This window comes from Sinorhizobium fredii USDA 257, assembly GCF_000265205.3.
GTDB lineage: Bacteria > Pseudomonadota > Alphaproteobacteria > Rhizobiales > Rhizobiaceae > Sinorhizobium > Sinorhizobium fredii_B.
This window is the reverse complement of record NC_018000.1, coordinates 5,141,019-5,166,953: the sequence shown is the minus strand read 5'-3', so window position 1 is coordinate 5,166,953 and position 25,935 is coordinate 5,141,019. Positions and strand designations below refer to the sequence as shown.

Genomic DNA, 25,935 nt, shown 5'->3' with positions numbered 1-25,935 from the left:
AGGCTACAATGAGCGCCTACGTCAGCAGCTCCGCCCCGCGTCCAGGCACTGCCGAGCCCCTGGGCGAACATCGGCAAACGGTCTCCGTAGAAGCGACCGAAGCGGTCTCGATCGAGCTGCGGCGGATCGAGCAGTCCTTCGCCCAAAATCGTGTCCTTCGCGGCATCGACCTCGACGTCCCGGCCGGCCAGTTCCTGGCGATCGTCGGCAAGAGCGGCTGCGGCAAGAGTACCCTGTTGCGCCTGCTTGTCGGGCTGGACCGCCCAACATCCGGCTCCCTCCGTTTCGCCGACCGATCGGGAGACCCGGTAGGGGCCAATGCGCGCATCGTCTTCCAGGAGCCTCGGCTGCTTCCCTGGGCGAGGGTGGTCGACAACGTGGCGGTCGGCCTCGGCCAAGACATCGATGAGAACACGGCGCGCGTGAAAGCGCTGCTGGTGCTGGACGACGTTCAGTTGCTCGACAAGGCGGATCAATGGCCGGCGCGCCTCTCCGGCGGGCAGCGGCAGCGCGTGGCGCTCGCTCGTGCGCTCGTCAGCCGACCCGGCCTCCTGGTATTCGACGAACCTCTCGGAGCGCTCGACGCGTTGACGCGCATCACCATGCAGCAGCTCGTCAGCCGCGTCTGGCGGGAACTTGGGTTCACGGCGATCCTCGTGACCCATGATGTCGGCGAGGCGGTGCATCTGGCCGACCGGGTGATCGTGCTGGACGGCGGCAAGGTAGCGCTCGATCTCGAAATTCCGGCCGCGCATCCACGTCGCCACGGCGATCCGGATCTCGCCGGCTTCGAGCGCCGTCTGCTGAACGCGATCCTCGGAGCGGATTGAACACGCCCCAAGCTCGCGTGCGTCCGATCACATCGACCGGATCGTGATCGTCCGCGTCGTGGCGAAACTCATCGCCAGGATTTGCTGGACAATTCTCTCTGCCTGGGCCGCGATCTCCGGAACACCGGTGAGTTCGCCGAAGGTCCCGCGCGCCAGCGGTCCGGCGACGAACAGATCCTCCACCGGATAACCGTCCCGCGCCAGAGCCCGGCTGTCGTAATCGGACGCGATGCCGAGCCCGCGCGGGTCCTCGGCGAGAAGGCCGAGGCGTTCCAACCCGGCAAGACAGCTCTGGCTGCCAATCACGTTGCCATGGCCAGGTCCGGTCGCCACGATGACCCACTGCGCAGCGTGGCGCTCGACAGTCCCGCGCGGCCTCACCGCAATGTCGATCACGATTTCCGCCGGGCCGGGCCGGACAGCAATGATCCGCCCCGCACAGGTTCGGAGGCGGCCCGCCGCCCTTTCGCTGTCGACAAGTTCGGCGATCTGCGGCGACATGCGAAATCGATGCGCTTCAAAGCGCCGGCGAAGATGACGGAGGACGCGGCGCTGTTCATCAAGCGGTAATGTTCGCCAGATCGCCTGTCCCTGATGTCGCAAGGCCTCGAAGACGCTCTGCCAGGGCAGGCCACCTTCCGTCACCTCCTTGAGGGCGAAGCGCACCTGCTTGAGAAGCGAAAGGGCGGTGTTCGGAACGCCGATAAGGAAGTCGCCATGCGGTGCGAAGTCGCCAGCGGCCTGGGGCTGCGGCAGATGTCCTGTTCGCGAAAGGAGCGTGATTGCGGCGCGATGCCGGCGATGGCGCAATGCTGCCGTGGCGTCGAGCGCCGTCAGGCCGGCACCGACGACGAAGACTTTGTCGTCCTGCCCTATCGCCTGGAGCGCACCAGGCCGCGAAGGGTCCCGTATGAAGCGAGGATCATCGCGAAGATGGCAGACAAGCTCGCCTGGCGGCATCGGCGGCGGATGGCCGGTCGCGATCACGACGACATCGGCCTGCAACGATGCGCCCCCATCTGCCTCGATCTGCCAGCGGCCGTACCGGCGGCAAATGCGCTCGACGCGCTCGCGCACATGCCGGACGGTTCCGCTGTCGAGAACGGGCTGGAGCTGTCCGGCCATGAACGCCGCGAAATCGGCTCTTCGCGCATAGATCGCCCCATTCGCCACGGCACCCGGGTCCCGCTCAAGTCGACCCGAGCGGGACAGCCAACGGACAAAGGCTTGCGGATCGCCCGGCACCGCCCGCATTCGGTGGGCCGCGACATTGAGGCGAAGCGACGGATCATCGGTATCATAGGCCAAGCCGCCGCCGAGATGGGCGCGGGGCTCGAAGACGACGATTTCGTGAGGGCAGTATTGCCCGTGCAGCGCGAGAAGGCGGGCGATCGTGGCTCCGGTGAAGCCTCCGCCGATAATGGCGACTCGGCGGATGTTCGGTACCGGCGCGACGTCGTTCTGCAACGGCAGGGTTATTCTCAGCATTCCGATTTCCTTTCGGCTCGACGGGCGGCTTCGAAGTGCTCCTTGCGGCATGCGGCGGATATATTTTCTATAAACTATATATACAAAGAAATTGGATGTCTATGGGGGCCGACCCGCGGCTGTTACCAATGGGGAAGCCCTGGATTTGCCGAGAAGAGGAGTGACGGGATGTCGGTTCAGCCTTCAGTAGGTGCCTTCGATGTCGAGGGAGCGATCAGTCGTTCCATGAACCGGCCGGCCGATGCAGACGGCTTGAAGGCGGCCTTGCGCTCCTTGGGCGGCGGCGTCAGCATCATAACCGCAGGAGAGGGCGAGGCGCGGACCGGCGCCACCGTCACGTCGGCGACCGCCCTTTCCGTCGAGCCGCCGCGGATGCTCGTGTCCCTCAATGGCACGTCCTCGACCTAGCCGGTCGTCGAACGCTTCGGCCATTTCTGCGTCAATATCGTCGGCACCCACCACGAGGTGCTTGCCAACCAGTTCGCCGGCCGCGGCGGGCTTAAGGGGCCGGATCGCTATCGCGGCGCCGAATGGACCCGCCTTGCCAGCGGCGCGCCGGTCCTTCAGGATGCGGTGGCGGCCGTCGACTGCGAGGTGGAGGAAGCCATCGTGCGGCACAGCCACGTGATCGTGCTCGGGCGTGTGGTCGGCATCCGCGCCGGTGGGGGCGGGTCCCTGATCTACCGGGAAGGCTGTTATTTTGCGCTTTCCGGTTAGAGATGGACGAAGGAATTCCCCAGGAGGGTACTGTATAGTTTATATGGAAATTATTGACGATTGAGCCGAATGCGGCGACACTGCGCGCCGGCTCATGAAGGGTCCAACAGGAGGAATGCCGAATGCCGCTCGGTATGGTGAACTTTTCCTTCGATCTATTGGCAGCCTGGCGCGAACATACCCGCGCGAAGAGCGCGCCCGAGAAAGCAGCCAAAGAGAAAAAGGCCGCCGCGGTCGACCGGAGCGACGAGGAACAGGCGCGCCAGCAGGCTCTGTTCTGGGGATTGTTCCCGGTTCTCTAAGGCGGAAGTGGCGAGCAGTGTACGCGGCCTCTGCCCATATGCCGGTCTGGCTGAGCCAGCATCAGTAGGGATGCATAAGATGGGATCCATTACGCATCTGCATGAGCGTCTTCGACCGGTGCCGCTTCGAATATCATCCGACGAGGAGGTATTGACGGCGGCCGGCGAGGTTGTGGCGCTCGGCGCCGATGCTCCCGCGGCTGTCCTGGCAGACGCCCTCGTGCGGTCCGGCCTGCTGGCGATCTCGATTCCCTCTGATTTCGATGGCGCTGACGTATCGAATGGATTGATCGCTCAGGCCGTGTCGCAGATCGCCGAAGTGCAGCCGGCTGCGGCCGGTGCGCTTGTCGACCACTTCCGCGCCCTCGAACTGGTCCGCAATGGCGGCAGCGAGGAACAGCGGCGCAGTATCTATTCGCATGTGGCAACGGGTGAGAGGTTGTCGGCAACAGGCCCGATCGATCAGGGCACGACGCAGCGCTACGTCCCCGATAGCATCGGGTTCAAATTGACCGGTGCTCTCGAGGCTGCCAATCTCGGCGAGCCGGATTGGTTCGCCATTCTTGCGCTAAACGACGCCGAGGCGACGAGCCTCTTGCTCGTCCAGCGTGGCAGCACCGACGCCAATGTCGTCCGTGTGGGCGAGCCGGCACTGTATCGCCTTGATGGGGTGCATGTGCCGGCCGACTCGGTGCTTGCCCTCAACCGCGATGCGCTGGTCCTTGCGCGATCGCTCGGAACGATCCTGCAGGCCGCAACCGTCCTCGGGGAGAAGCGCCGGCAACTGGCAGGCAATTTGAACTTGTGGCGCGCCGGCCGTCCGTCGGGCGACCGGCCGTGGGACGAGCGGATCGGGCGATTCCAGGTCGAGATCGAGACATTGGCGGCCCTGATCGATCGGGCTTCGACCGCCCTCGACCTCGCGCAGGTGAACGCCACGCCGGCTGGCGTCGTGGAGGTGGCCAGAGTTGCCACCGCGATCGAGATCGCCTTTCCGCTGGAAGGAACGCGCGGCACCGGGCACCTGCTCGCAGAGCTCGGGCGCACGCTATTCACAGGCTGAGGTCAGCCTATTCGCCGGCGATAAGCGCTTCCTCGACGGTCTTCGCCCGCTCCTTGGAGACGAACTGCGCGAGCGTCATATTGTCGAGGATGGTGGCGATCGCGTCTCGAACCTCGGTCATCGAGAGGCGCACCTGACAGCCGACCGGATCGTTGCAATCGTCGCACGCCTCGAAGGCCGTCCGGCTCGCACAGCGGATGGGAGCGAGTGGCCCGTCAAGCGCGCGAATGACCTGGCCGATCATTATCTCCGAGGCGGGCTTCGACAAAGAATAGCCGCCGTTGGGACCTTTCTTCGAGCGCAGGATGCCGGTGTTGCGCAATTCCAGGAGGATCGTGTCGAGGAACTTTTTCGGGATATTGTTGCGTGTCGCAATCTCCGTCACGAACGCGGTTTCTCCAGGACCAAGGCGCGCCAGATCAACAAGCGCCTTCAATCCGTACTTGCCTTTTTTCGTAAGCATTGTGGGACTCGGATAGTGTCCGTCGCGCACGTGCCGGATGGCGCGCACAAGGAACGGACGTTTATTATTTCTTACTTAGTAAATAGTTTTTGCCGATTTAATCTGCAAGTGAGTGCCACCGAAACTGCTACCGCATGGCGATGAATTTTCAGTCACTCACGTAAGAATCAGTGATTTGACCCGCTTTCACGCAGCTCAAGCCGTCTGCGCTGGTCAGGAACGCCCTCTTTTCTTTTCCCGTTCGCCTTTGACAGAAGGAAGGCATCGAGCGCGCGACAGCCTCTGTTTCCTGGTCAAGGCCCGGTGCCGAAGAAGGCGAGGCGTGTGAAAAGAATGTAGTTCGACTCCGATACCATCAGCGCCACGAACACGAGGACCAGCAGTGGCGGCAGCAGGATAGCGTAGGTCAGCGCGAGCCGCTCCCAGGCCATATGCATGAACACCGCGACGATCAGCCCCGCCTTCAGCATCATGAAGATCAGGATCAGCGACCAGCGCAGATATCCCTGCAGACCGAAATAATCGACCAGGTAGGAAAAGGCGCTGAGCACGAACAGCAGCCCCCAGACCAGGAGGTAGAGCTTGATCGGGTGCTGTTGGTGTTCCGCCTGTGCCACATGTTGTGCGGCATGTGCCTCGGCATGAGCCATGGTGCCCTCCTCACCAGAGATAGAAGAATGCGAAGATGAAAACCCAGACCAGATCGACGAAGTGCCAGTAGAGACCGGTGATCTCGACGATCTCGTAGCGGCCCTTGCGGCTGGTGAAGAAGCCGCGCCGCTCCGTGTCGAAATCACCGCGCCAGATCTTGCGCGCCACGATCAGCAGGAAGATCACGCCGAACGTGACATGGGTGCCGTGAAAACCGGTAATCATGAAGAAGGAGGAGCCGAATTGCGCCGCTCCCCAGGGATTGCCCCAGGGACGCACGCCTTCGGCGATCAGCTTCGACCACTCGAATGCCTGCATGCCCACAAAGGTGGCGCCGAATAGCGCCGTGACCAGCATGAGAATTGCGGTCTTCCTCCGATCGCGGCGATAGCCGCAGTTGACGGCCATTGCCATGGTGCCGCTCGAGGAGATGAGAACGAAGGTCATGATCGCAATCAGGATCAGCGGCATATGCGTTCCGGCAATCTCAAGGGCGAAGACCTCGCTCGGATTCGGCCAGGGAACGATCGTGGACATGCGCGCCGCCATGTAGGCGAGCAGGAAGCAGCCGAAGACGAAGGTGTCGCTCAAGAGAAAGATCCACATCATGGCCTTTCCCCAGGAGACGTTCTTGAAGGTGCGTTGGTCCGAGGCCCAGTCCGACGCCAGCCCAGCCAGACCGGCCCGGTGGGGAAGCGTTTCTGCTGCGGGGGTCTTGATCGGGGCAGACATTGTCAGCGGTTCCTATGTCAGCAGTTGGCGGCAGAAATCGACGACGTCGCTGGCCCAGCCGGAAAAGAGCGCGAAGAGCACCAGCCAGACGAACAGCATGAAATGCCAGTAGATGGCGCAGAGCTCGACCGTCAGGCGCATTCTGCGGTCCAGCGGCCCGCCCCAGGCGCGGACCGTGAGCCGGCCGAGCGCGACAAGTCCGCCGACAATGTGCAGGCCGTGCATGCCGGTCAGCAGATAGAAGAAGCTGTTGGCGGGATTTCCGGCGAGAAGGTAACCGGCAGAGGTCAGCTCGCGCCAGGCGAAAAGTTGCCCCACCAGGAAGGCGAGACCTGCCGCCAGGGCGGCAAGCAGGTCGGTTCGGGTCGCCTCGTCATCGCGCCGCCCCGCCTCCACCTTTGCCCCGTGCAGGGTAACGCTGCCGACGGCAAGTATGCCCGTGTTGACCCAGAGGAGACCAGGCAGCGGCAGCGACCCCCAGTCGGAGGAGGCCATGCGCATGAAATAGGCGCTGATGGCAAGCGAGAACAGCGCCCCGACGACGCCGAGGAAGACGCCCAGACCGATTTTTGAAGCCGGCAACGGCGCGCCGCTCCGGCGGTCGTAGACATGACCGACCTCGAGCCAGGGACGCGACGCCAGCCGCTGCTGGGCGAGCCACCAGACGATGACGGCAGCGACTAGCATGAGGAAGATTAGAGCGACGCTCATGAGGCCGCCTCATGGGTGACGAGGCCCGGCGTCGCCTGGTTCTGCGGGATGAAATCCTCGGGCGCACCCGGGACGCTGTAATCGTAGGCCCAGCGATAGACGACGGGCAGTTCCTTACCCCAGTTGCCGTGTGATGGCGGCGTTTCGGGCGTCTGCCACTCGAGCGTCGTCGCCCGCCAGGGATTGCCGCCGGCCTCCCGGCCGTGCCGCACGCTCCAGGCGAGATTGAAGAGGAAGACGATCTGCGCTGCGCCGACGACCAGCGCCATGACGCTGATGAAGGCGTTGAGGGTGTGGACGGAGTCCGCCACGAACGCCATCTCTCCCAGTTCGTAGTAGCGGCGCGGCACGCCGACGAGACCCACATAGTGCATCGGAAAGAAGATCGCATAGGCGCCGATGAAGGTGACCCAGAAGTGAATCTGGCCGAGCACTTCGTTGAGCATGCGTCCGGTGATCTTCGGGTACCAGTGATAGATCGCGCCGAAGATGACCATGATCGGCGCAACGCCCATGACCATGTGGAAATGCGCGACGACGAACATGGTGTCGGAGAGCGGCACGTCGACGACGACATTGCCGAGGAAGAGCCCCGTCAATCCGCCATTGACGAAGGTGACGATGAAGGCGAGCGCGAAGAGCATCGGCAGGGTCAGGTGGATGTTGCCGCGCCAGAGGGTGAGCACCCAGTTGTAGACCTTGATCGCCGTCGGTACCGCGATGATCAGCGTCGTGGTGGCGAAGAAGAAACCGAAATAGGGGTTCATCCCGCTGACATACATGTGGTGGGCCCAGACGATGAAGGAGAGGCCGCCGATGATGACGATCGCCCAGACCATCATGCGGTAGCCGAAGATGTTCTTGCGCGCATGAGTGCTGATGAGATCGGACACGATGCCGAAGGCGGGCAGGGCGACGATATAAACCTCAGGGTGGCCGAAGAACCAGAAGAGGTGCTGGAAGAGGATCGGACTGCCGCCGCCATGTTGCAGCTGTTCGCCCATTTCGACGATCGCCGGCATGAAGAAGCTTGTGCCGAGCAGCCGGTCGAAGAGCATCATGACGCAGGCGACGAAAAGGGCGGGGAAGGCGAGCAGCGCCATTACCGTCGCCGTGAAGATGCCCCAGACGGTCAGCGGCAGGCGCATCAGCGTCATGCCGCGCGCGCGGCCCTGGAGCACGGTGACGACATAGTTGAGACCGCCCATGGTGAAGCCGATGATGAAGATGATCAGCGACGAGAGCATCAGGATGATGCCCCAATCCTTGCCGCCCGGTGTGCCGGAGAGAACCGCCTGCGGCGGATAGAGGGTCCAGCCGGCGCCGGTCGGCCCGCCGGGGGCGAAGAAGCTGGCGACCAGGACCAGCACGGCGAGCAGGTAGATCCAGTAGCTGAGCATGTTGGCGTAGGGGAACACCATATCCCGGGCGCCGACCATCAGCGGAATGAGGTAATTGCCGAAGCCGCCGAGGAAGAGCGCGGTCAACAGGTAGATCACCATGATCATGCCGTGCATGGTGATGTACTGGTAGTAGGCCTCGGCGTCGATCAGTTCAAATGTGCCCGGAAAGCCGAGCTGCAGGCGCATCAGCCAGGAGAGCACCAGCGCCACCATGCCAATGGCGATCGCCGTCGTCGCATATTGAATAGCGATGATCTTCGCATCCTGGCTGAAGACGTAGCGCGTCCACCAGCTATGCGGATGATACAGTTCAACATCCTCGACTTCGGGAGGCGGAAGCGCCTCGCCAATACCGGACCGGACGTCGACCATCATATGTCCTCCCAGGTTTGCTACTCAGCGGCGCCCCCTTACTGCGCTGCTGCGGCGGTGATCGCGGTCGCCGCCGGGCTTGTTTCGGACGATGCGGATAGTTGCGAAAAACTCTGCTGCTCGGCGAGCCAGGCCTGATAGTCTTCTTCGGTGTCGACGACGACGGTACCCCGCATCTGCGGGTGGCCGACGCCGCAGAGCTCCGCGCAAAGGATTTCGAAGGTTCCCGTGCGCGTCGGGGTGAGCCAGAAATAGGTCACCATGCCAGGGATCATATCCATCTTGGCGCGGAATTCCGGCACGTAGAAGTCGTGCAGGACATCGACGGAGCGGAGCAGCACCTTGACCGGCTTGCCGATGGGAAGGTGAAGCTCGCCGCCCTCGATGATCAGATCGTCGAGGCTGGCTGCGTCATTCCGGTTGAGGCCGAGCGTGTTTTCGGGGGTGATGTCGCGTGTCTCGCTCGTGCCTAGCCGCCCGTCGGCGCCGGGAAGCCGGAAGCTCCAGAGCCATTGCTGGCCGATCACCTCCACTTCGGAAGCGCCCTGCGGGACGGTGATGAACTGGTTCCAGACGAACAGACCGGGCGCCAACATCGCGGCGACGCCAAGCGTGGTGCTCGTTGCCAGCCAGCCTTCGAGTTTCCTGTTTTCGGGTTCATAGGCGGCAGTGTTGCCGGGTCGATGGCGAAACCGCAGAACGCAATAGGCCATGAACAGGACCACGGCGGTAAAGGCAATGCCGGTGATCCAGAAGGTTATGATGATGGTATTGTCGATGTAATTCCAGTTGGAGGCGATAGGGGTCCACCACCAAGGACTCAACAAATGGAACAACACTGATCCGGCGGCCAACAGAACCAGAGCCACTACAACCGCCATTTTCTGTCCCTCCCCGCCGTGATCAGCCGTGAGACGAATACACAATCCGCAGCGTTCCGATCAGAATTATTGCACGAACGGATAATACTGGCAAATCATCGGAAAGACGTGAAAATCCCTCTTCCCGAGGGATGCTCCTATTTGGGGTGTTGCTTGAGATAGGCGATCACGTTGGCGATCTCCTCGTCCTTCTTGAGCCCGGGAAAGACCATTTTTGTGCCTTTGATCTTCGCCTTCGGATTGCGGAGATAGTCGCTCAAAGTCGCCTCGTCCCAGACGAGCCCGCCCTTACCCGCCTCGACCATGGCTTGTGAATACTTAAAGTCCGCATGAGTGCCGGCAGTCCTGCCGATGACACCCATGAGCGACGGCCCGACCTTGTTCTGGTCCTTGTCGACGACGTGGCAGGCGGTGCATTTCTTGAAGACGGTGGCTCCGGCGTCAGCATCGCCCTCCTGGGCATGGCCGGCAACCGGACAGAGAAAGAGTGCCGAAAAACATAGGGCAACAACAGCAATTCGCATCATACTTCCCCAGTTTCGCCCGGCGCGGCGCAAGGAAGAGTGTCGTCAAATCATGGCTTTGGCGGTTTTTGCTTCACTTAAAGGAATGGCGCACCGGGGCGGTTGATACTTGCGACAGAAAAGAAGCTAGTCCTCGCCGGAAAGAAGTCAATTGCTCCTTCCGGGTAGGCGGTCGGGGCGGGCCTCTCCCCGCCGCCGTGCCGACGCTGCGTCAGACGCGGTTACCCTCGCCGTCGAAGAAATGCAGATTGTGCGCGGGAAAGTGGACCGGGATCGTACCGGAGGCCGTCAAAAACGAGCGATCATTGGTGAATGCCTTGAAGCCCGCGCGGCCGAGCGAGAGATGCAGGATGATGCCGAAGCCGGTCGGCTCGACCAGATCGACGGTCGCAAGCAGTGTCTCCGGCCCATGCCCGGCAAGCACGATGTGCTCCGGGCGGATGCCGAGCGTCGCCTTGGCATTGTTCGCAACCGGTGCGGGCGAGTCGAGCGGAATGCTAATTTCGTCGGCAATCTCGAACAACGGCCTTTCGCCGGCATGATAGGCGCCCGCGAAAAAGTTCATGCCGGGCGATCCGATGAAACCAGCGACGAAGAGATTGGCGGGGCGATCATAGAGGTCGAGGGGGCTGCCGACCTGCTGAACGACGCCGGCATTCATGGCGACGATGCGGTCGGCAAGCGTCATCGCCTCGATCTGATCATGCGTCACGTAAATGGAGGTGGCGCCGAGATCCTTGTGCAGCTTCTTGATCTCGGCGCGCATCTGCTCGCGCAGGCGGGCATCGAGGTTGGAGAGCGGCTCGTCGAAAAGGAAGGCTTTCGGCTGCCGCACGATAGCGCGGCCCATGGCGACGCGCTGCCGCTGGCCGCCGGATAGCGCTCTCGGTCGGCGCTCCAGCAGGGGGTCGAGGCCCAGCTTGGCAGCCGCACCCGTTACCACCGTTGCGATCCTCTCCTTCGGCGTCTTGCGAAGCCTGAGGCTGTAGCTCATGTTCTTTTCGACCGACATATGCGGATAAAGCGCATAGGACTGGAAGACCATGGCGATGTCGCGGTCCTTCGGCGCAAGCTCATTGACCCGCTTGCCGGCAATGCGGATCTCGCCGGCGGTCACGCTTTCGAGCCCGGCGATCATCCGCAGCAGTGTCGACTTGCCGCAGCCGGACGGGCCGACGAGCACGACGAATTCGCCATCGCGGATCTTGAGGTCGACATCATGCAAGACCGGGTGGATGCCGTAGGATTTCTGGATGTTGGCGATGTCGATGGAAGCCATGGGTAATCAGCCTTTCACCGCGCCGGCCGTGAGGCCCTGGACGAGATAGCGTTGAATGAGCAGGAAAAAGAGGCAGGCCGGGATCAGTGCCAGCACGCCGGCGGCCATCATCTGACCGAAGTCGACCGAGAATTTCGAGACGAAGGACAGAAGCCCAACCGGGAACGTCGCCTGCTCGTTGCCGGAGATCAGCATCAGCGAGAAGAGCAATTCGCTCCAGGCGGCGGTGAAGACGAAGCCGAGCGTGGCGGCGATGCCCGGCAGCGTCAACGGCAGGATGATCTGGCGGAAGGCGACGAACTGCGTGGCGCCGTCGATCATCGCCGCCTCTTCCAGATCCTTGGGAATGCCGTCGAAGAACGACTGCATCAGGAAGGTGGCGAACGGCACGTTGAAGGCGCTGTAGACGATGACGAGGCCGGTCAGGCTGTTGGTCAGCCCGAGCGGCGAAAGGATCTTAAAGATCGGCGCGACGAGCATCACCAGCGGAAACATCTGCGTTAGCAGCATCAGCGTCACCAGCCAGTATTTACCGCGGAAGCGGAAGCGCGACAGCGCATAGCCGGAAAGCGAGGCAAGGATCGTCACGACGATTGCCGTCGACCCGGAGACGATCAGGCTGTTGCGGAAGAAGACCGGGAAGGCGCTATGCCTCAGCACGAAATCGAAATGGTCGAGGCTGGCGCGCGACGGCCAGAGGCGGATGCCTTCGGAATAGAGCAGGTCGTTGGGCGTCACCGCCACCTTGAGCAGCCAGAAGAGCGGAAAGAGCGCAAAGGCGATATAGGCGAGGATGGCCATGCGGTGCGCGACGGTGAGGAGGGCTGATTTGGCGCGCAACGGTTCAATCCTTGCTCAACAGCCACTGTCTCAGAATGACGATCAGCAGCGAATAGGCCAGCAGCAGCGCCAGGAGCACCAGGGCGATCGCCGAGGCGTAGCCAAAATCGAGCCGCTTGAATGCCTGAGTGAAAATGTAGCTCGCAACGATCTGCGTGCGGTCGGCCGGGCCGCCATTGGTCATGACGATGATGAGATCGGCGAAATTCGAAATCCAGACGGTGCGCAAGAGGATGGTGATGGCGATCGTCGGCGCCAGGAAGGGAAGCGTGATCGATAGAAAGCGCTGGAAGGCTCCGGCTCCGTCGATGCTCGCCGCTTCGTAGAGGTCGCGCGGGATCGCCTGCAGCGCGGCCAGCAGGGTGATCGCGAAAAAGGGAATGCCCCACCAGATATTGGCGATAATCGGCCCCCACATGGCGAGCTGCGGATCGGAGAGGATGTTGGCCGGCTGGCTCATCAGCCCGAGCGCGTAGAGCCAGTGCGGCAACGGGCCGACGACGGGATTGAAGAGCCAGGCCCAGTTGAGGCCGGCAAGGAAGCTCGGCACCGCCCAGGGCAGGAAAACGAGCGCCTGGGCGATGGCGCGGCCGCGAAACGGCTTGTCGAGCAGCAGAGCCAGGACTAGGCCGAAGGCAAACTGAAGGAGGACGGACGCACCTGTCCACCAGAGGGTATTGCGCAGCGAGCGGAAAAATGCCTGATCCTGCGACAGCGCCCGGAAATGATCGAGCCCGACGAAAGCACCCGAGAAAGGATTAAGGAGCTGGATGTCGCGGAAGGCATAGGAGACGCCGAGCACGAGTGGGACGAGCATGACAGCGACGATCAGGATCAGTGCCGGTGCGCTGTAAAGATAAGGCGCGGAGGCATCCGCGATGCGCCTCATCAGCGGCGGACGAATTGCAGGCAGGCCATCATGGCGTGCGGCATAGGCCATCGGTCGAAATTTCCCCTTTTTGACCGCCGTTATCGATCGGCGTGCCTGCTTGTCGTTCTTAGTTGGACCGGCGGGGGCGCGAACCACCGCCGGTGCCGATCTTACTTCTTGTTCGCCAGGTGTTTCTGCTGCGCCTTGGTCAGGTAATCGGCCCACTGATTGGCGAGTTCTTCCGGCGTGATGTCGCCGAGCAGCGCTTCCTGGGTCGTCTTGATCGCCAGCGAATCCTTGAAGAAGGCGAATTCCTCGAGGTAGGTTGGCATGACGGTCAGCACGACGTCCTTGTCGGCAAGTTCATCGAACCAGCCCTTGAATTGCGGGCTCGCGTAGAAGGGGTCCTTCTCGGCCGACTTGTGGACCGGCAGCGCCCCGGTGCGCTTGTTCCACTCGATGTTGCCTTCCGGACCTTCGAGCGTTTCGATGAGTTTCCAGGAGAGGTCCTTGTTCTGGCTTGCGGCGAGCATCGACCAGCCGGCGAAGCCGATCGTTGTGAAGGCCTTGCCGCTCGGGCCCTTCGGCATGGTGGTGACGCCGAAGTCCTCCGGCTTCATGCGCTGGGCAATGGCGATCAGCGCATCCGGGTCCTGGTCGAGGAAGGCACAGGTGCCGCTATAGAAGCCGGCAACGATTTCGTTGAAGCCCCAGTTGACGCTATCCTTCGGCGCGAGCCCCTTCCTGTAGAGATCGATGACCCATGTCAGGCCCTTGATCCAGCCTTCGCTGTTCATGGTCGAGGTGCCGTCCTCGTTGAAGAACTTGTTGTCACCGGCCATGGTGGCGCCGAACATCACCCAGCCATTGAGGCCGCCCGGACCGCCGCGCAGGCAGTAGCCGTATTTCCCCGGCAGCTTGGAGACCGCTTCGGACGCTTTGACGAAGTCGTCCAACGTCTTCGGCGGCTCGCCGACGCCCGCTTCGGAGAGCAATTTCTTGTTGTAGAACATCGCCCGGAGATAGAAGCCGTAGGGCAGCATATAGGCGGTGTCGTTGACGTCGCGGCCGAGTTCCAGCGCGCGCTCGGTGAGGCCCGGCGTATGCTCCCATTTGGCGAGGTAGGGCTCGAGGCTCTCGAGCATGCCGTTATTGGCGTAAAGCGACAGCCAGGTATCCGGCATCTCCATCACGTCCGGGATTTCGCCGGCCGAGACCATTGTGGCGAATTTCTGGAAGGCTTCGCCCCAGGGCAGCGAGATGATCTCGACGGTGGTGCCGGGATTCGCCGCCTCGAATTTGGCGACGATCGACTTCAGCGTTTCGGTGCGCTCGGGGCTGGTGATGACCTCGACGAGCTTCAGCTTGGTATCGGCAAGTGCGCTGCCGGCCATCAACGTGGCGAGCAGGGTGGCCGTGATAAGCTTCCTCATTTTTGTTCCCTCTTTTCTTGACGGTTGATCGATTGTCTTAAGCGCGGGATGCGGGCGGAAAACGCTTGCACTTTGCCTCATCCCGCCTTGTCAGCCTGATGAAGCGGCGTCGAGCGCCGCTTCGAGATCGCTCCAGAGGGCCTCCGTTCCCTCCAGGCCGACATGGAGCCGTACCGACCGCGGAGAAATGCCGAAGGCGGCCGCGGAATTGGGTTGGGCTTTCTGCGCCAGAACGACTTTGCCCGGCACGATGAGGCTTTCGTGGCCGCCCCAGGACACGCCGAGCTTGAAGAATTGCAGATGATCGGCGAAGCGGCGCACGTCGACGCCCTCGCGAAAGATGAAGGAGAACAGGCCGGACGTGCCGAATAGCCCCGGCGGCAGGTGATTGCCGAGGCCCGGATGGCAGACCGTTTCGACCAGCGGATGCTCCTGCAGACGGCGGGCGACCGCGAGCGCCGAACGCTCATGCGCCTTCATCCGGATCGGCAGGGTGCGAAGTCCGCGGATCAACAGCCAGGCGTCGAAGGGCGAGAGCTTGCCGCCGAGATAGGGATAGGCTTCGGACCGGATGCGGCCGATCAGTTCCTTCGATCCTGCAACGACACCGGCGACGACATCGCTATGGCCACTTAGATATTTCGAGGCCGAGTGGATGACCAGATCGACACCGAGCGAAATCGGCTGCTGGAACACCGGGCTCGCCCAGCTGTTGTCGATGACGGTGACGATGTCCTCAGATTTGGCGAGCCCCGCGAGGGCTGCCACGTCATGCGTGTCCATGACCCAGCTCGTCGGGCTCTCCATGTAGAAGAGCTTGGCGCCGGGGAGGGCCTTGGCAACCGCCTCCTCGTCGCGCCCATCGACATAGGTCACTTCGACGCGCATGCGCTTCAGATGCGTGCCGAACAGCCGGAACGCATCGGGATAGAGATGCTTCACGGCAACGATGCGGTCGCCCGGCTCGACGAAGGACAGCACGGTGGAGGAGATCGCCGACATGCCGCTGGCAAAGCCGATGGCATCCTCGGCGCCCTCCAGGTTCGCCAGCATCTCCTCGAACAGCCGGACCGTCGGATTGAGGCCGCGGGTATAGATCGGCCGGACGCGCTCGCCCCGGTAGGAGGCGATCATCTCGTCATAGTCCTTGAAGGTGAACAGCGAGGTCTGGACGATCGGCGGAACGACGGCGTCGAAGGCATGGCCCTCGTCATGGGCGGTGATCAGCGAGGCTCTATCGAACGGATCGAGGCCGTCATTCATTGGGACATTTCCTTGATGTCTTCCTCGACGACGGCGAGGATTTTCAACGTCTCTTCCCGGGCGGAATCCGGATCCTGCGAGGCGATCGCGTCGAAGAGGGTTCGATGATAGGGAAACGACCGCCGCGCGAAGTCCGGGCGGTCGAAGGGTTTTTCCCAGAAGCGCTCGAAGGCCTCGCGCATCTGCTCGAGCAATTGGCGGAAGAGCGGATTGTGCGTCGCGTCGTAGATTGCCAGGTGGAAGGCGAGGTCCTCCGGTCCGGAGGTGCCCTTGGCAAGGTGAACGCGCTCCATCTCATCGAGCTTCGTTTCGATGTTGACGAGGTCGCTTTCGGTGCGACGGCGGGCGGCGACCATGCCGGCCTCGACTTCGATGCCGCGCCGGACCTCGAGTGTCTGCAGCAGGGCGTCGCGAAGATGGCGGGTGTCGAGCGTCAGCGGCATGTGGATCGTCGCACCGGAAATGGCGCGCAACAGATAGGTGCCGCTGCCCTTGCGCGCTTCGACGACGCCGAGCGCCTGAAAATGGCTGATGACTTCACGCACCGTGGATCGGCCGACGGCGAGCGCCGCCATCAATTCGCGCTCGGCCGGCAGCCGATCGCCAGGCCTTAAGCCCGATCGCTGAACAAAGTCGGCGAGAGCGGAAATCACCTGCTGCACCCGATCCACCGGGGGCAGGGGCAGCAGCATCGCTTTCTCCGGCTCGGGCATCCGCAAGCTCAAAATTGGTCTGACATCTGAGCAATATGCAGCCGCGGCGCCGCATGGTCAAGCGGCAAGAATTGCGATATGCCTGCTGCTGACAAAGGCCTCACGACACGCAGGAATCCATAGGGTGAGCGTCACGAAGTCCTATGCCGGCGACGGCAGCCATCCGGCGAGCTACTACGCCGCCACCCGCAACATCATCCGCACGCCGGTCAATCTCGAAGGGCGGGTCGACACCGACATCTGCGTCGTCGGCGCCGGCTATACCGGCCTGTCGACGGCCATTCATCTCCGAGAAAGGTTACAGGGTCACCGTGGTCGAGGGCGCCCAGGTGGGTTGGGGCGCCTCCGGACGCAACGGCGGCCAGATCGTCAACGGCCTCAATGCCAGCCTGGCGTCCATCCAGCGTCGCTTCGGAGAGGATGCGGCCCGCTTCATCGGCGGCCTTGTCCAGGAAGGCGGGCGGATCATTCGCCGGATCGTCAGCCGATTTCGGATCGACTGCGACCTGAAATCCGGCAACATCTATGCCGCCTATACCGGCGCCCATATGAAGGAACTCGAGGCCAAGCAGGCGCTCTGGCGCAAATACGGGATGGACGACCACCTGCTGCTCGACCGGGAGGCGCTGCGCAAGCTCGTAAATTCCGAAGCCTATTGCGGCGGCATGCTCGACATCACCGGCGGCCATATGCACCCCCTCAATCTGGTGCTCGGCGAGGCGCGCGCCTTCGAGAGCCTCGGCGGCACCATCTATGAGATGTCGCCGGTAACCCGAGTCGATCGCAAGGCGGCGCGGCCCACCGTCCATACCAGGGAGGGCGAAGTTTCAGCGCGCATCGTGGTGCTCTGCGGCAATGCCTATCTTGGTGACGCGGTGCCCGAGCTCGTTTCGCGCGTCATGCCGGTCTCGACGCAGATGATCACCACGGCACCGCTCGGCGAAGAGCTCGCCGAGACGCTGATCCCGAGCGATATGTGCGTCGAGGACGTGCGCTACATCCTCGACTATTTCCGGCTTTCGGCCGACAAGCGGATGATCTTCGGCGGCGGCACGGTCTATGGCGGCACCGATCCGGCCGACGTGGTGGCGAAACTCAGGCCCAATCTCGAAAAGGTCTTCCCGCGCCTCAAGGGCGTGAAGATCGACTATGCCTGGAGCGGCAACTTCGCGCTCTCCTTCACGCGCGTGCCGCAGATGGGCCGGATCGGCTCCAACACCTATTTCGCCCACGGCTATAGCGGTCATGGGGTGACCGGATCGCATCTTTTCGGCCGTACCCTTGCCGAGGCGATCGACGGCGACCAGTCGCGCTTCGACATGTTCGAGAAGCTTCCCTGGTATCCCTTCCCGGGCGGCCGGATGTTCCGGGCGCAGTATTCGACGATCGGTTCCTGGTGGTATTCTTTCAAGGATGCCGTCGGTTGGTAGTTCTGCTGCCGATACCGGGGTGGTGGGTGCGGGTTCTTTCTTCAAATCGATACCGCTCTCTGCGATGATGCGCTAGTATTTCGGCCGCGGACGGCTCGATCGTCCGCTGATATGTGCGCCGGACGGGAGCACAGATTTTGTCATTCGCGTGGATCTCAACAGAAGAAAATTGCGGGACTGAGCTTCGAACGGGCCGCTGACCCGCGATGCCGCCGCTGGAGGGCTGCCGGCGCTCGCGGCGCGGAGCGTCAGTGTCACGAAAATCGCAGTCGGGGAGGTCGAACATGTTCATCCGCTTCGGTTATGAGATTGGCATCGATTGTCCGCATGCGACGCCGATGATGACGTTTTTGTCCGTCGCCAAGGAACGGCGGGATGCGATTGTGCGGGAGCGAGGTCCCGTCGCTTCGCCGCTCGTTCCGATGGAGGAGATCACCGACCCGCATGGGAACAGCTGCATGCGCATGGTTCTGCCCGAAGGTGACACCAGGCTTGGCTACGACGCGGTGATCAGCGATGACGGGCGGCTCGACGTCTCGGATCCTCTGGCCGAGGCGTTGCCGGTGGAAAGGCTGCCTCCCAATTTGCTGCCCTATCTATGCGCCAGCCGCTATTGCGAGACCGATCGCCTGAGCGCGCTTGCCTGGCGGCTCTTCGGCGACGTTCCGGCGGGCTGGCAACGGGTGCAGGCCATCTGCGACTATGTGCATGACCGTCTGGTCTTCAGCTACGGCTATGCGCAGGCGATGCGCACGGCGCTCGAAGCGCATGAGGATCGGCTGGGCGTCAGCCGCGACTACGCCCACCTTGCGGTCGCTCTCTGCCGCTGCATGAACATGCCGGCCCGCTACGTCCACGGCTACATGGCCGACATCGGGGTCCCCGACAGCCCGGCGCCGATGGATTTCAACGCCTGGTTCGAGGTGTTCCTCGGCGACCGCTGGTACACGTTCGATGCCAAGAACAACGCGCGGCGGGCCGGCCGGATTCCCGTCGCTCGTGGCCGAGATGCAGCAGACGTCCCGTTGATCCAGACCTTCGGCAAGCATCAGCTGACCCACTTCACCGTCTGGACCTCCGTCGAGGTCGACAGCCGGCTCAGTCGGTCGCATCGCACCGCCGAGGTGTCGCTGCTGACCCCCTGGTTCAGCGAGACCTGGTCGCGCCATCTGCAGGAACGCGACCGCGAGCCGCACTGACGGCGCAGTCCGGGAACGGATTTTTCCCGCCTTGGGCGATCCGCGGAAAATAATATCTACAAACTTAATCGAGAATATAGGAGAACAGGAGTATAGGCCAACGCCAGCAGCGGAGAGATAAAATGAACGCGACAAAGGCGATGACCCACTCCCGCTACGCGTTCCATGTGACGCAGTCGACCAGGCGCTTGCCAGTCAATCTCATCCCCCACACGATCGCCATCGTGGCGGCATTCAGCTTCCTTTCGGCCGTCGTCATCGGCGCCATCTGACGGCGCCCGGACTTCTCCCCGAAGTCTTTTGCACTCAGTCGGGGCCCACTGCGCCACCGTCTCCCATGACGCCATTAACGGGCTGGCAAACGCGACATCGCACCCCTTGCAGGGCGTATCGCTGCGTCGTAGCGTGCCTCGGCCACGCAACTCGATGCGCAGATCGACTCGTAGATCGACTCCAAGACTCGTGTACGGTGAACGTCGTCGCGAGAGTATCGGAAGTCGCTCCGCGCTCATCGTGCACCGACCGCCCGGCGACCATCCGGCGTCCGGTCCGTCGGGAAACCACACTTTGACGGGAGGGAAAGAGCACATGCTCGACAAACGCAAGTTCTACATCAACGGCGAGTGGGTCGAACCGGCAGCACAGAACGACCTCTACGTGCTCAATCCTGCGACCGAAAAGCCGATCGCCGCCATCTCCCTCGGAACGGCAGTCGATATCGGTCGCGCCGTTGCGGCCGCCAAGAAAGCCTTTGCGAGCTACAGCCGGACCAGCTTGGAGGAGCGGTTGGCGCTCCTCGAAAAGCTGCTGGCGATCTACAAACGCCGCTACGACGAGATGGCCGACACGATCACCGCGGAACTCGGCGCGCCGAAAACCATGAGCCGGGAGCAACAGGCCGATGTCGGCGTCGGCCACCTTGAGGGCTACATCGACGCGCTGAAGCGACTGAAGCTGCGCGAAAAGCTGCCGAACGGCGACACGCTGATGCGCGAGCCGATCGGCGTCTGCGGCTTGATTACCCCGTGGAACTGGCCCATCAACCAGATTGCTCTCAAGGTGGTGCCGGCGTTGGCGACCGGCTGCACCTGCGTTTTGAAACCGAGTGAGTTCACGCCGCTCAATGCCATGCTTTATGCGGAGATGATCGACGAGGCGGGTTTCCCGCGCGGCGTCTTCAATCTCGTCAATGGCGACGGTGTTCACGCGGGCGCAGCACTATCGAAGCACAAGGACATCGACATGATGTCGTTCACCGGCTCGACGCGCGCCGGCATCGCCGTCAGCAAGGATGCCGCCGATACGGTCAAGCGCGTCACGCTGGAACTTGGCGGCAAGTCGCCGAATATCGTCTTCGCCGATGCCGATCTCGATGCGAGGGTGACCGCCAGCGTCCTCGAATGCTTCAACAATTCCGGTCAGTCCTGCGATGCGCCGACCCGTATGCTGGTGGAGCGCAGCGTCTATGAAGATGTGGTCGCGATCGCAAGGCGCGTCGGCCGGGAGGCGACGGTCGGCGACCCGACCAAGGAAGGCGCCCATATCGGTCCGCTCGTCAGCCACATCCAGTACGAGCGGGTGCAGTCGCTGATCGAGGCGGGTATTGCCGAGGGTGCGCGCCTCGTCGTCGGCGGCGCCGGCAAGCCGGAAGGCTTCGACACCGGTTATTTCGTCAAACCGACGATCTTCGCCGATGTCGACAACTCGATGCGGATCGCCCGCGAGGAGGTATTCGGGCCGGTGCTGTCGATCATCCCCTTTGACACGGAGGAGGAATCGATCGCAATCGCCAACGACACGAGCTACGGGCTTGCTGCCTATGTGCAGACCGGCGACCAGGAGCGCGCCGAACGGGTCGCGGCGCGGCTGCGCGCCGGCATGGTGCATATCAATGGCGGACCGCATCGCTACGGGAGCCCGTTCGGCGGCTACAAACAGTCGGGCAACGGCCGCGAGGGTGGCACCTTCGGCCTCGAGGACTTCCTCGAGGTGAAGACGGTGCATCTGCCGGACGCGGCCTGAGCGCCGTTTGGAGCTTGGCGGCTACAACTTTTCGTGCGGCGGCCGCCGATGATCGCCTTTTTGGCGAATTCAGGCTGTTGTCCGATCCGACGTTCTGATAGCTGGCGTAGCGGCGCCCTCAAGGCGCTCCTTCCCAGCCTTCGGATATCGCCGTGAACCAAGCCGTCAGTTCCGCCTCCTCCCAACAGTCCCTGGCCATGGCCGCACTGCTCGTCGGCGGTGTCGCCATAGCCGGATCGCCGATTTTCGTCAGGCTTTCGGAAGTGGGGCCGATGGCGACGGCCTTCTGGCGTGTGGCACTGGCGCTGATCCCGCTTCTTGCTTGGTCGTGGCTTGGCAAGGATGCGGCCGCCGACCGGCGCCCGGAGCGCTTGTCCGACTATGCTCTGCTCATCCTGCCGGGCGTCTTTCTCGCCATCGACCTCGGGGCGTGGCATCTCTCCCTCACCATGACGTCTGTGGCAAACGCGACGCTGCTGGCAAATCTTGCGCCAGTGTTCGTGACGCTTGCGGGCTGGGCCTTGTTCCGCTCTCCCGTGAGCGGAATTTTCGGAGCGGGCCTAGCCACGGCCATCGTGGGTGTCGTGGTTCTGAAGGGCGGGCCCGCCGCCCTTGGCGGCGGCGACCTGGCCGGCGATGGAATCGCGATAGTCGCCGCCATGTTCTATGCGGGCTATATTCTTGCGATCGGGCAACTGCGCAGCCGCTTCAGCACCAACCGCATCATGATCTGGAGCACCGCGTCGGCGGCCCTCTGCATATTGCCGATGACGCTGCTGACCGAGCCGGCGCTGTTTCCGCCGAGCGCCTTCGGCTGGGCGATGCTCGTCGGTCTCGCCTTTGTCAGCCACGCCGGCGGGCAGGTGGCGATCACCTATGCGCTCGCCTATCTGCCGCCGGCCTTTTCATCGCTGACGCTGCTCGTGCAGCCGGTCGTGGCTGCGGTGCTCGCCTGGGTGTTGCTGAGCGAGCCTGTGGGTCTCATGCAGGCAACCGGCGGCGCGATCGTGCTCATCGGCATCCTGATCGCCCGCCGCGGTTAAATCTACCTAAAGCGCGACGCCGCGCTTTAGGTTTGTTTCAACGCATGTCGTCGTCCCAAAACCGCTGCACACCTTTGGGCGACATGCATCAGATGCCCGGCAGTTCAAATCCCGCGAGCCGCTCTTCCAGCTTTCTGATCGTCGGCACATCGGCATTGGCGAAGGCAAAGCGCAGATAGCTTTCCTGGCCCGCGCCGAAATAATCGCCCGGCAGGCAGACGACGCCGGCAAGCTTTGCCAGCTTCTCGGCGACGAATTGCGAGTCGATGTCGCGGAACGGGTGGCGGACATAGGCGAAATAGGCGCCGACCGCCTGCAGCTTCCATTGCGGCAGGCGGCCCATCACGTCCTTCAGCGCGTTGGCGCGGGCGGTGATCTCGGCGCGGTTGGCGAGCCGCCAGTCGGTGAGCGCCGGGATGGCCTTGGCGACGGCGGCCTGGGCCGAGCGCGGCGCGCAGATCTGCAGGTTGTCCATGATCTTCGTCACCTGCTCGACGACCGCCTGCCCGGCAGTGATCGCGCCGAGCCGGTGGCCGGGGATGCAGAAGGACTTGGAGAAGCTGTAGAGGCCTATGAAGCCGTCCTGCCAGCCCTTGGTCTGGAGCAGGCGATGCGGTGCGACCGTGGCGTCGGACAGGAAGTCGCGATACGTCTCGTCGAGGATGAGCCAGGTGCCGTTCGCCCGGCAGGCGTCGTAGATGCGCTGGAGCAGATCGGCCGGGTAGACGGCGCCGGTCGGATTGTTCGGGGAGACGAGGACGAGGGCGCGAACGCCCGGCCGAAGTGCTGCGGCGATGGTCTCGACTTCGGGCAGGAAGCCGGCGCCGGCATCGCACGGTGCGAGCTCGACATTGATGCCGAGCATCGCCAACGTCGTTTCCTGGTTGAAGTAATAGGGATTGGTCATCAGCACCGTATCGCCGGCGCTCGCGATCGCCATGGCGGCACAGATGAAGGCCTGGTTGCAGCCGGAGGTGATGTGAATGTTGTCGCTGGTAATTGGGGCACCGTAGAGCGCCGCCACCTGGTCTGCATAGGCGCTGCGCAGTTCGGTCTCGCCCTCGATCGGGCCATAGCCGGTATAGGCAGGCGAGGCGGCCGCCTCGCCAAGCCATTTGAGCATATCCGGATGGGCGGGATAGCCGGGAACCGCCTGCGAGAGGTCGATCAGCGGCCCCTTTGCCCCGTCATAGGCCTTCGCCCAGGCCAGCACCGAGGGGACCGGCGGCTGCGAGAGCTTTGCGATGAGCGGATTGAGGTGGGGCATCGAGCGTTTCCTGTTGTTGGCGAGCGGCGCCTGTGGCGCCTGCTTTATGACTTGGTCTTGCGCTTTTGCGGGCTTTCCACGCGCCGGCTGCGGGGTGACGAAACTGGTTGAAAGCTGCCCGCTGCCGAATTGCGATCGTTATCTTCCGGTCTGGATATGCGGGAGCGGATCATCGTGCGGGCGGAGGTCTGAAGCTCCGGCATCGGATCGCTCTCGAGCGCCGCAAACAGCCAGTCGATGAAGACGCGGACGATCGGTGCGGCGCGCACCTCGTTGCGGCAGGCGACGAAAAAAGCGTCGTTGGCCGGCACTGTCAGGTCGAATGGCGCGATCAATTCGCCGCGGGCGATCAGGCTGCCGGCGGTGATGGTATCGCCGAGCGCCACGCCCTGATTGTGGAGTGCGGCTTCGGTCGACAGCCGTGCGTCGCTCATGAAGTGTTGGCGGCCGCGCTGAAGGTCGGTCGCGTCGGCGGCGGCCAGCCAAGTGTTCCACTCGCGGCCGTCATCGCCATGCAGCATCACATGGTCGCGCAGATCCCGGATCGAGCGCAGCGGCCGCATGTTGAGGAGCGTCGGGCTGACCACGGGAAACAGCTCCAGCCGGCTCCAGAGCCTGACCCAGCAGTCTCCCCAATTGCCATCGCCATAGAGGAGGCAGACATCGACGTCCGGAAAGTGGAGATGTGCCTCGTCGTTGGAGGCGACCAGCGTCAGCTGCAAGTCGGGAAATTGCTCGGTAAACTGATGCAGGCGCGGGATCATCCAAAACGAGAGCAGTGCCGGAACACAGGTGATCCTGAGCTCGCCACTTGTCGCCGGCCGGGTCATCGCCGCCGTTGCGGCGGCGATCTCTGCAAAGGCATGGGTGACGGCTGGCAGCAGCAGCGCCCCCTGCGGCGTCAACCTCAGCCGCTTGCCGCCGCGCTCGAAGAGCGGCACGTTGAAGGAAAGTTCGAGCGCGCGGATCTGATGGCTGATGGCGCCATGGGTGACGTTGAGCTCGCGGGCCGCCGCGGAAACCGAGCCGCGCCGAGCGGTCGCCTCGAAGGCGCGCAGCGGGTTCAAGGGGGGCAGGCGGCTCGACACGTGAGGCTCCGAAGGGTCTTAGCAATGTGAGTTTTTCTCACACGAAACGCTATAACAATGTCAATTGATTTTCCAGAAGATTTGTCACCTAATAGGTTCCAACAAGGGCAAAAGCCTGGGGAACATGATCGCGCCGGCCCGCCGGCGAAACCGCCAGTTGCGATCCGCTTCGCGACGCTTTGATCCCCGGCGACAGACATGGGAGGCTCCGGCGCATGGTCTGGGACGAGAAGAAGCTCAGCGAATTGAAGGCGAAATATGGCGAAAGCCATGGCGGAGAACTCTTCGACCCGGCCTTCCGCAAGGTCGCGGACAAGATCTTCACGAAAAGCGGCACGCGGCTCGCGCCATATTCCGGCATCCCCACTTTTCTCACCGCGCCCTACATGCCAGTCGATGCCGACAACCCGGACTTCGGCAATCTGCAGGTAGGGATCGTCGGCATACCGATGGACCTCGGCGTCACCAACCGCCCGGGGTCCCGCTTCGGACCGCGGGCACTGCGAGCGATCGAGCGCATTGGACCGTTTAACCACGTGCTGGGCTGCGCGCCCGTTCACGATCTGCGTGTCGCGGATATCGGCGACGTTGCCTTCCAAAGCCGCTATCGGCTGGAACTCAGCCACGAAGACATCGAAAAGCGCATGAACCAGATCGTCGATGCGGGCGTCGTGCCGCTTTCGGTCGGCGGCGACCACTCGATCACTCATCCGATCCTGAAGGCGGTCGGCAAGAAGCGGCCGGTTGGTATGATCCATATCGACGCCCATTGCGACACCGGCGGCGCCTATGACCTCACCAAGTTCCATCACGGCGGCCCGTTCCGCAATGCCGTTCTCGACGGCGTGCTCGACCCTACCCGCGTTGTCCAGATCGGCATCCGCGGCTCAGCCGAATATCTCTGGGAGTTCTCCTACGAGTCCGGCATGACTGTCATCCATGCGGAGGAAGTCACTGGTCTCGGCATTCCGGCGATCATCGAGAAAGCCAAGAAGATCGTCGGCGATGGCCCGGCCTATCTGTCCTTCGACATCGACAGCCTTGACCCGAGTTTCGCGCCAGGCACCGGCACGCCGGAGGTCGGCGGCCTGACGACCCGTGAGGTGCTTGAACTCATTCGTGGACTCAAGGGCGTCAATCTCGTCGGCGGCGACGTGGTCGAGGTCGCCCCGCAATACGATGCGACGACCAATACGGCTCATGCCGGCGCGCAGGTGCTTTTCGAGATCCTGAGCCTGATGGTCTTCAGCCCGACCGTCATCGGCAAAGGGTGAAGCGGCCGTCAGCCCGCGCCAAAGAGCCCGGGAAAGAGTATTATTCCACCGGAATGCCATAAGATTTCAACGAGAA

General features: G+C 63.0%; 24 protein-coding genes and 2 pseudogenes. 10 read left to right on the top strand and 16 right to left on the bottom strand.

The window, feature by feature from the left end; all coding sequences use genetic code 11:
• Positions 1–8: 8 nt before the first annotated feature.
• The gene (locus USDA257_RS24260) at positions 9–830 is read left to right on the top strand and encodes an ABC transporter ATP-binding protein (protein ID WP_014765639.1); all 822 of its coding nucleotides are present in this window, start codon (positions 9–11) and stop codon (positions 828–830) included.
• 27 nt (positions 831–857) lie between these two features.
• On the opposite strand, the gene USDA257_RS24255 is transcribed toward USDA257_RS24260, so the two are convergent.
• Entirely contained in the window at positions 858–2,318 is a 1,461-nt protein-coding gene (locus USDA257_RS24255; RefSeq protein ID WP_014765638.1) for an FAD/NAD(P)-binding protein, read from the bottom strand.
• Between the two features lie 225 nt (positions 2,319–2,543).
• Between USDA257_RS24255 and USDA257_RS24250 the strand changes: the two are divergent.
• The 3 genes and pseudogenes from USDA257_RS24250 (at position 2,544) to USDA257_RS24240 (ending at position 4,400) form a co-directional block, all read left to right on the top strand.
• A pseudogene (locus tag USDA257_RS24250) lies at positions 2,544–3,035 on the top strand (flavin reductase family protein).
• A gap of 122 nt (positions 3,036–3,157) precedes the next feature.
• Positions 3,158–3,337, top strand: coding sequence for a hypothetical protein (locus USDA257_RS24245; protein ID WP_041414614.1), 180 nt, complete (start codon positions 3,158–3,160; stop codon positions 3,335–3,337).
• Between the two features lie 79 nt (positions 3,338–3,416).
• A complete protein-coding gene (locus tag USDA257_RS24240; RefSeq protein WP_014765637.1) occupies positions 3,417–4,400 on the top strand; it encodes an acyl-CoA dehydrogenase family protein in 984 nt (327 codons plus the stop codon).
• A gap of 7 nt (positions 4,401–4,407) precedes the next feature.
• Here USDA257_RS24240 and USDA257_RS24235 read toward each other — a convergent pair whose 3' ends face one another.
• The 13 genes from USDA257_RS24235 to USDA257_RS24175 form a co-directional block, all read right to left on the bottom strand.
• Complete coding sequence (locus tag USDA257_RS24235; RefSeq protein WP_041414613.1) at positions 4,408–4,863, bottom strand: RrF2 family transcriptional regulator; 456 nt, start codon at positions 4,861–4,863, stop codon at positions 4,408–4,410.
• A gap of 293 nt (positions 4,864–5,156) precedes the next feature.
• Positions 5,157–5,513: a cytochrome C oxidase subunit IV family protein gene (locus tag USDA257_RS24230; protein WP_014765635.1), complete on the bottom strand. Its 357-nt coding sequence runs from the start codon at positions 5,511–5,513 to the stop codon at positions 5,157–5,159.
• Between the two features lie 10 nt (positions 5,514–5,523).
• Positions 5,524–6,246: a heme-copper oxidase subunit III family protein gene (locus tag USDA257_RS24225; protein WP_014765634.1), complete on the bottom strand. Its 723-nt coding sequence runs from the start codon at positions 6,244–6,246 to the stop codon at positions 5,524–5,526.
• 12 nt (positions 6,247–6,258) lie between these two features.
• The gene (locus USDA257_RS24220; protein WP_014765633.1) at positions 6,259–6,957 is read right to left on the bottom strand and encodes a cytochrome c oxidase subunit 3; all 699 of its coding nucleotides are present in this window, start codon (positions 6,955–6,957) and stop codon (positions 6,259–6,261) included.
• The gene (ctaD, locus tag USDA257_RS24215; protein ID WP_014765632.1) at positions 6,954–8,735 is read right to left on the bottom strand and encodes a cytochrome c oxidase subunit I; all 1,782 of its coding nucleotides are present in this window, start codon (positions 8,733–8,735) and stop codon (positions 6,954–6,956) included. The genes USDA257_RS24220 and ctaD overlap by 4 nt, the downstream gene beginning before the upstream one ends.
• Positions 8,736–8,770: 35 nt before the next feature.
• On the bottom strand, positions 8,771–9,613 hold the full coding sequence (locus tag USDA257_RS24210) for a cytochrome c oxidase subunit II (RefSeq protein ID WP_014765631.1): 843 nt from the start codon (positions 9,611–9,613) through the stop codon (positions 8,771–8,773).
• Positions 9,614–9,750: 137 nt separating this feature from the next.
• A complete protein-coding gene (locus USDA257_RS24205; protein WP_014765630.1) occupies positions 9,751–10,137 on the bottom strand; it encodes a c-type cytochrome in 387 nt (128 codons plus the stop codon).
• A 211-nt stretch (positions 10,138–10,348) separates the two neighbouring features.
• On the bottom strand, positions 10,349–11,416 hold the full coding sequence (locus tag USDA257_RS24200) for an ABC transporter ATP-binding protein (protein ID WP_014765629.1): 1,068 nt from the start codon (positions 11,414–11,416) through the stop codon (positions 10,349–10,351).
• Positions 11,417–11,422: 6 nt separating this feature from the next.
• The gene (locus USDA257_RS24195; RefSeq protein WP_048657511.1) at positions 11,423–12,217 is read right to left on the bottom strand and encodes a carbohydrate ABC transporter permease; all 795 of its coding nucleotides are present in this window, start codon (positions 12,215–12,217) and stop codon (positions 11,423–11,425) included.
• Between the two features lie 43 nt (positions 12,218–12,260).
• Positions 12,261–13,196 carry a carbohydrate ABC transporter permease gene (locus tag USDA257_RS24190; RefSeq protein ID WP_014765627.1) on the bottom strand — a complete coding sequence of 312 codons (936 nt, stop codon included), beginning with the start codon at positions 13,194–13,196 and terminating at the stop codon, positions 12,261–12,263.
• A gap of 101 nt (positions 13,197–13,297) precedes the next feature.
• The gene (locus USDA257_RS24185; protein ID WP_014765626.1) at positions 13,298–14,560 is read right to left on the bottom strand and encodes an ABC transporter substrate-binding protein; all 1,263 of its coding nucleotides are present in this window, start codon (positions 14,558–14,560) and stop codon (positions 13,298–13,300) included.
• A 90-nt stretch (positions 14,561–14,650) separates the two neighbouring features.
• Positions 14,651–15,823 (bottom strand): PLP-dependent transferase, encoded by a 1,173-nt coding sequence (locus USDA257_RS24180; RefSeq protein ID WP_014765625.1) that lies wholly within the window; start codon positions 15,821–15,823, stop codon positions 14,651–14,653.
• The gene (locus tag USDA257_RS24175) at positions 15,820–16,536 is read right to left on the bottom strand and encodes a FadR/GntR family transcriptional regulator (RefSeq protein WP_041414612.1); all 717 of its coding nucleotides are present in this window, start codon (positions 16,534–16,536) and stop codon (positions 15,820–15,822) included. The genes USDA257_RS24180 and USDA257_RS24175 overlap by 4 nt, the downstream gene beginning before the upstream one ends.
• Positions 16,537–16,660: 124 nt before the next feature.
• On the opposite strand from USDA257_RS24175, the pseudogene USDA257_RS24170 reads away from it, so the two are divergent.
• The 5 genes and pseudogenes from USDA257_RS24170 to USDA257_RS24150 all read left to right on the top strand — a co-directional run bounded on the left by USDA257_RS24170 (position 16,661) and on the right by USDA257_RS24150 (position 22,230).
• Positions 16,661–17,966, top strand: a pseudogene (locus USDA257_RS24170) (NAD(P)/FAD-dependent oxidoreductase).
• 284 nt (positions 17,967–18,250) lie between these two features.
• Positions 18,251–19,165 (top strand): transglutaminase-like domain-containing protein, encoded by a 915-nt coding sequence (locus USDA257_RS24165; RefSeq protein ID WP_014765622.1) that lies wholly within the window; start codon positions 18,251–18,253, stop codon positions 19,163–19,165.
• Positions 19,166–19,287: 122 nt separating this feature from the next.
• The gene (locus USDA257_RS37235; protein WP_041414610.1) at positions 19,288–19,437 is read left to right on the top strand and encodes a hypothetical protein; all 150 of its coding nucleotides are present in this window, start codon (positions 19,288–19,290) and stop codon (positions 19,435–19,437) included.
• 316 nt (positions 19,438–19,753) lie between these two features.
• Positions 19,754–21,187 carry an aldehyde dehydrogenase family protein gene (locus tag USDA257_RS24155; protein ID WP_014765621.1) on the top strand — a complete coding sequence of 478 codons (1,434 nt, stop codon included), beginning with the start codon at positions 19,754–19,756 and terminating at the stop codon, positions 21,185–21,187.
• Positions 21,188–21,384: 197 nt separating this feature from the next.
• Positions 21,385–22,230: a DMT family transporter gene (locus tag USDA257_RS24150; RefSeq protein WP_014765620.1), complete on the top strand. Its 846-nt coding sequence runs from the start codon at positions 21,385–21,387 to the stop codon at positions 22,228–22,230.
• 88 nt (positions 22,231–22,318) lie between these two features.
• Here USDA257_RS24150 and USDA257_RS24145 read toward each other — a convergent pair whose 3' ends face one another.
• Together USDA257_RS24145 and USDA257_RS24140 are read right to left on the bottom strand one after the other, a co-directional pair.
• The gene (locus tag USDA257_RS24145) at positions 22,319–23,497 is read right to left on the bottom strand and encodes an aminotransferase (protein ID WP_014765619.1); all 1,179 of its coding nucleotides are present in this window, start codon (positions 23,495–23,497) and stop codon (positions 22,319–22,321) included.
• 44 nt (positions 23,498–23,541) lie between these two features.
• Complete coding sequence (locus USDA257_RS24140) at positions 23,542–24,585, bottom strand: LysR substrate-binding domain-containing protein (RefSeq protein WP_014765618.1); 1,044 nt, start codon at positions 24,583–24,585, stop codon at positions 23,542–23,544.
• Positions 24,586–24,800: 215 nt separating this feature from the next.
• Here USDA257_RS24140 and speB point away from each other — a divergent pair, with 215 nt between their 5' ends.
• Complete coding sequence (gene speB / locus USDA257_RS24135; protein ID WP_014765617.1) at positions 24,801–25,859, top strand: agmatinase; 1,059 nt, start codon at positions 24,801–24,803, stop codon at positions 25,857–25,859.
• The last annotated feature ends 76 nt before the right edge of the window (positions 25,860–25,935 follow it).

Bases quoted from the DNA above. Each gene is read 5' to 3' on its own strand.
- speB (WP_014765617.1), top strand. From the start codon at position 24,801: ATGGTCTGGGACGAGAAGAAGCTCAGCGAATTGAAGGCGAAATATGGC.
- USDA257_RS24245 (WP_041414614.1), top strand. From the start codon at position 3,158: ATGCCGCTCGGTATGGTGAACTTTTCCTTCGATCTATTGGCAGCCTGG.
- USDA257_RS24255 (WP_014765638.1), bottom strand. From the start codon at position 2,318: ATGCTGAGAATAACCCTGCCGTTGCAGAACGACGTCGCGCCGGTACCG.
- USDA257_RS24145 (WP_014765619.1), bottom strand. From the start codon at position 23,497: ATGCCCCACCTCAATCCGCTCATCGCAAAGCTCTCGCAGCCGCCGGTC.
- USDA257_RS24235 (WP_041414613.1), bottom strand. From the start codon at position 4,863: ATGCTTACGAAAAAAGGCAAGTACGGATTGAAGGCGCTTGTTGATCTG.
- USDA257_RS24190 (WP_014765627.1), bottom strand. From the start codon at position 13,196: ATGGCCTATGCCGCACGCCATGATGGCCTGCCTGCAATTCGTCCGCCG.
- ctaD (WP_014765632.1), bottom strand. From the start codon at position 8,735: ATGATGGTCGACGTCCGGTCCGGTATTGGCGAGGCGCTTCCGCCTCCC.
- USDA257_RS24220 (WP_014765633.1), bottom strand. From the start codon at position 6,957: ATGAGCGTCGCTCTAATCTTCCTCATGCTAGTCGCTGCCGTCATCGTC.
- USDA257_RS24240 (WP_014765637.1), top strand. From the start codon at position 3,417: ATGGGATCCATTACGCATCTGCATGAGCGTCTTCGACCGGTGCCGCTT.
- USDA257_RS24200 (WP_014765629.1), bottom strand. From the start codon at position 11,416: ATGGCTTCCATCGACATCGCCAACATCCAGAAATCCTACGGCATCCAC.
- USDA257_RS24155 (WP_014765621.1), top strand. From the start codon at position 19,754: ATGCTCGACAAACGCAAGTTCTACATCAACGGCGAGTGGGTCGAACCG.
- USDA257_RS24225 (WP_014765634.1), bottom strand. From the start codon at position 6,246: ATGTCTGCCCCGATCAAGACCCCCGCAGCAGAAACGCTTCCCCACCGG.
- USDA257_RS37235 (WP_041414610.1), top strand. From the start codon at position 19,288: ATGAACGCGACAAAGGCGATGACCCACTCCCGCTACGCGTTCCATGTG.
- USDA257_RS24230 (WP_014765635.1), bottom strand. From the start codon at position 5,513: ATGGCTCATGCCGAGGCACATGCCGCACAACATGTGGCACAGGCGGAA.
- USDA257_RS24195 (WP_048657511.1), bottom strand. From the start codon at position 12,217: ATGGCCATCCTCGCCTATATCGCCTTTGCGCTCTTTCCGCTCTTCTGG.
- USDA257_RS24205 (WP_014765630.1), bottom strand. From the start codon at position 10,137: ATGCGAATTGCTGTTGTTGCCCTATGTTTTTCGGCACTCTTTCTCTGT.
- USDA257_RS24150 (WP_014765620.1), top strand. From the start codon at position 21,385: ATGGCCGCACTGCTCGTCGGCGGTGTCGCCATAGCCGGATCGCCGATT.
- USDA257_RS24185 (WP_014765626.1), bottom strand. From the start codon at position 14,560: ATGAGGAAGCTTATCACGGCCACCCTGCTCGCCACGTTGATGGCCGGC.
- USDA257_RS24175 (WP_041414612.1), bottom strand. From the start codon at position 16,536: ATGCCCGAGCCGGAGAAAGCGATGCTGCTGCCCCTGCCCCCGGTGGAT.
- USDA257_RS24165 (WP_014765622.1), top strand. From the start codon at position 18,251: ATGTTCATCCGCTTCGGTTATGAGATTGGCATCGATTGTCCGCATGCG.
- USDA257_RS24210 (WP_014765631.1), bottom strand. From the start codon at position 9,613: ATGGCGGTTGTAGTGGCTCTGGTTCTGTTGGCCGCCGGATCAGTGTTG.
- USDA257_RS24260 (WP_014765639.1), top strand. From the start codon at position 9: ATGAGCGCCTACGTCAGCAGCTCCGCCCCGCGTCCAGGCACTGCCGAG.
- USDA257_RS24180 (WP_014765625.1), bottom strand. From the start codon at position 15,823: ATGAATGACGGCCTCGATCCGTTCGATAGAGCCTCGCTGATCACCGCC.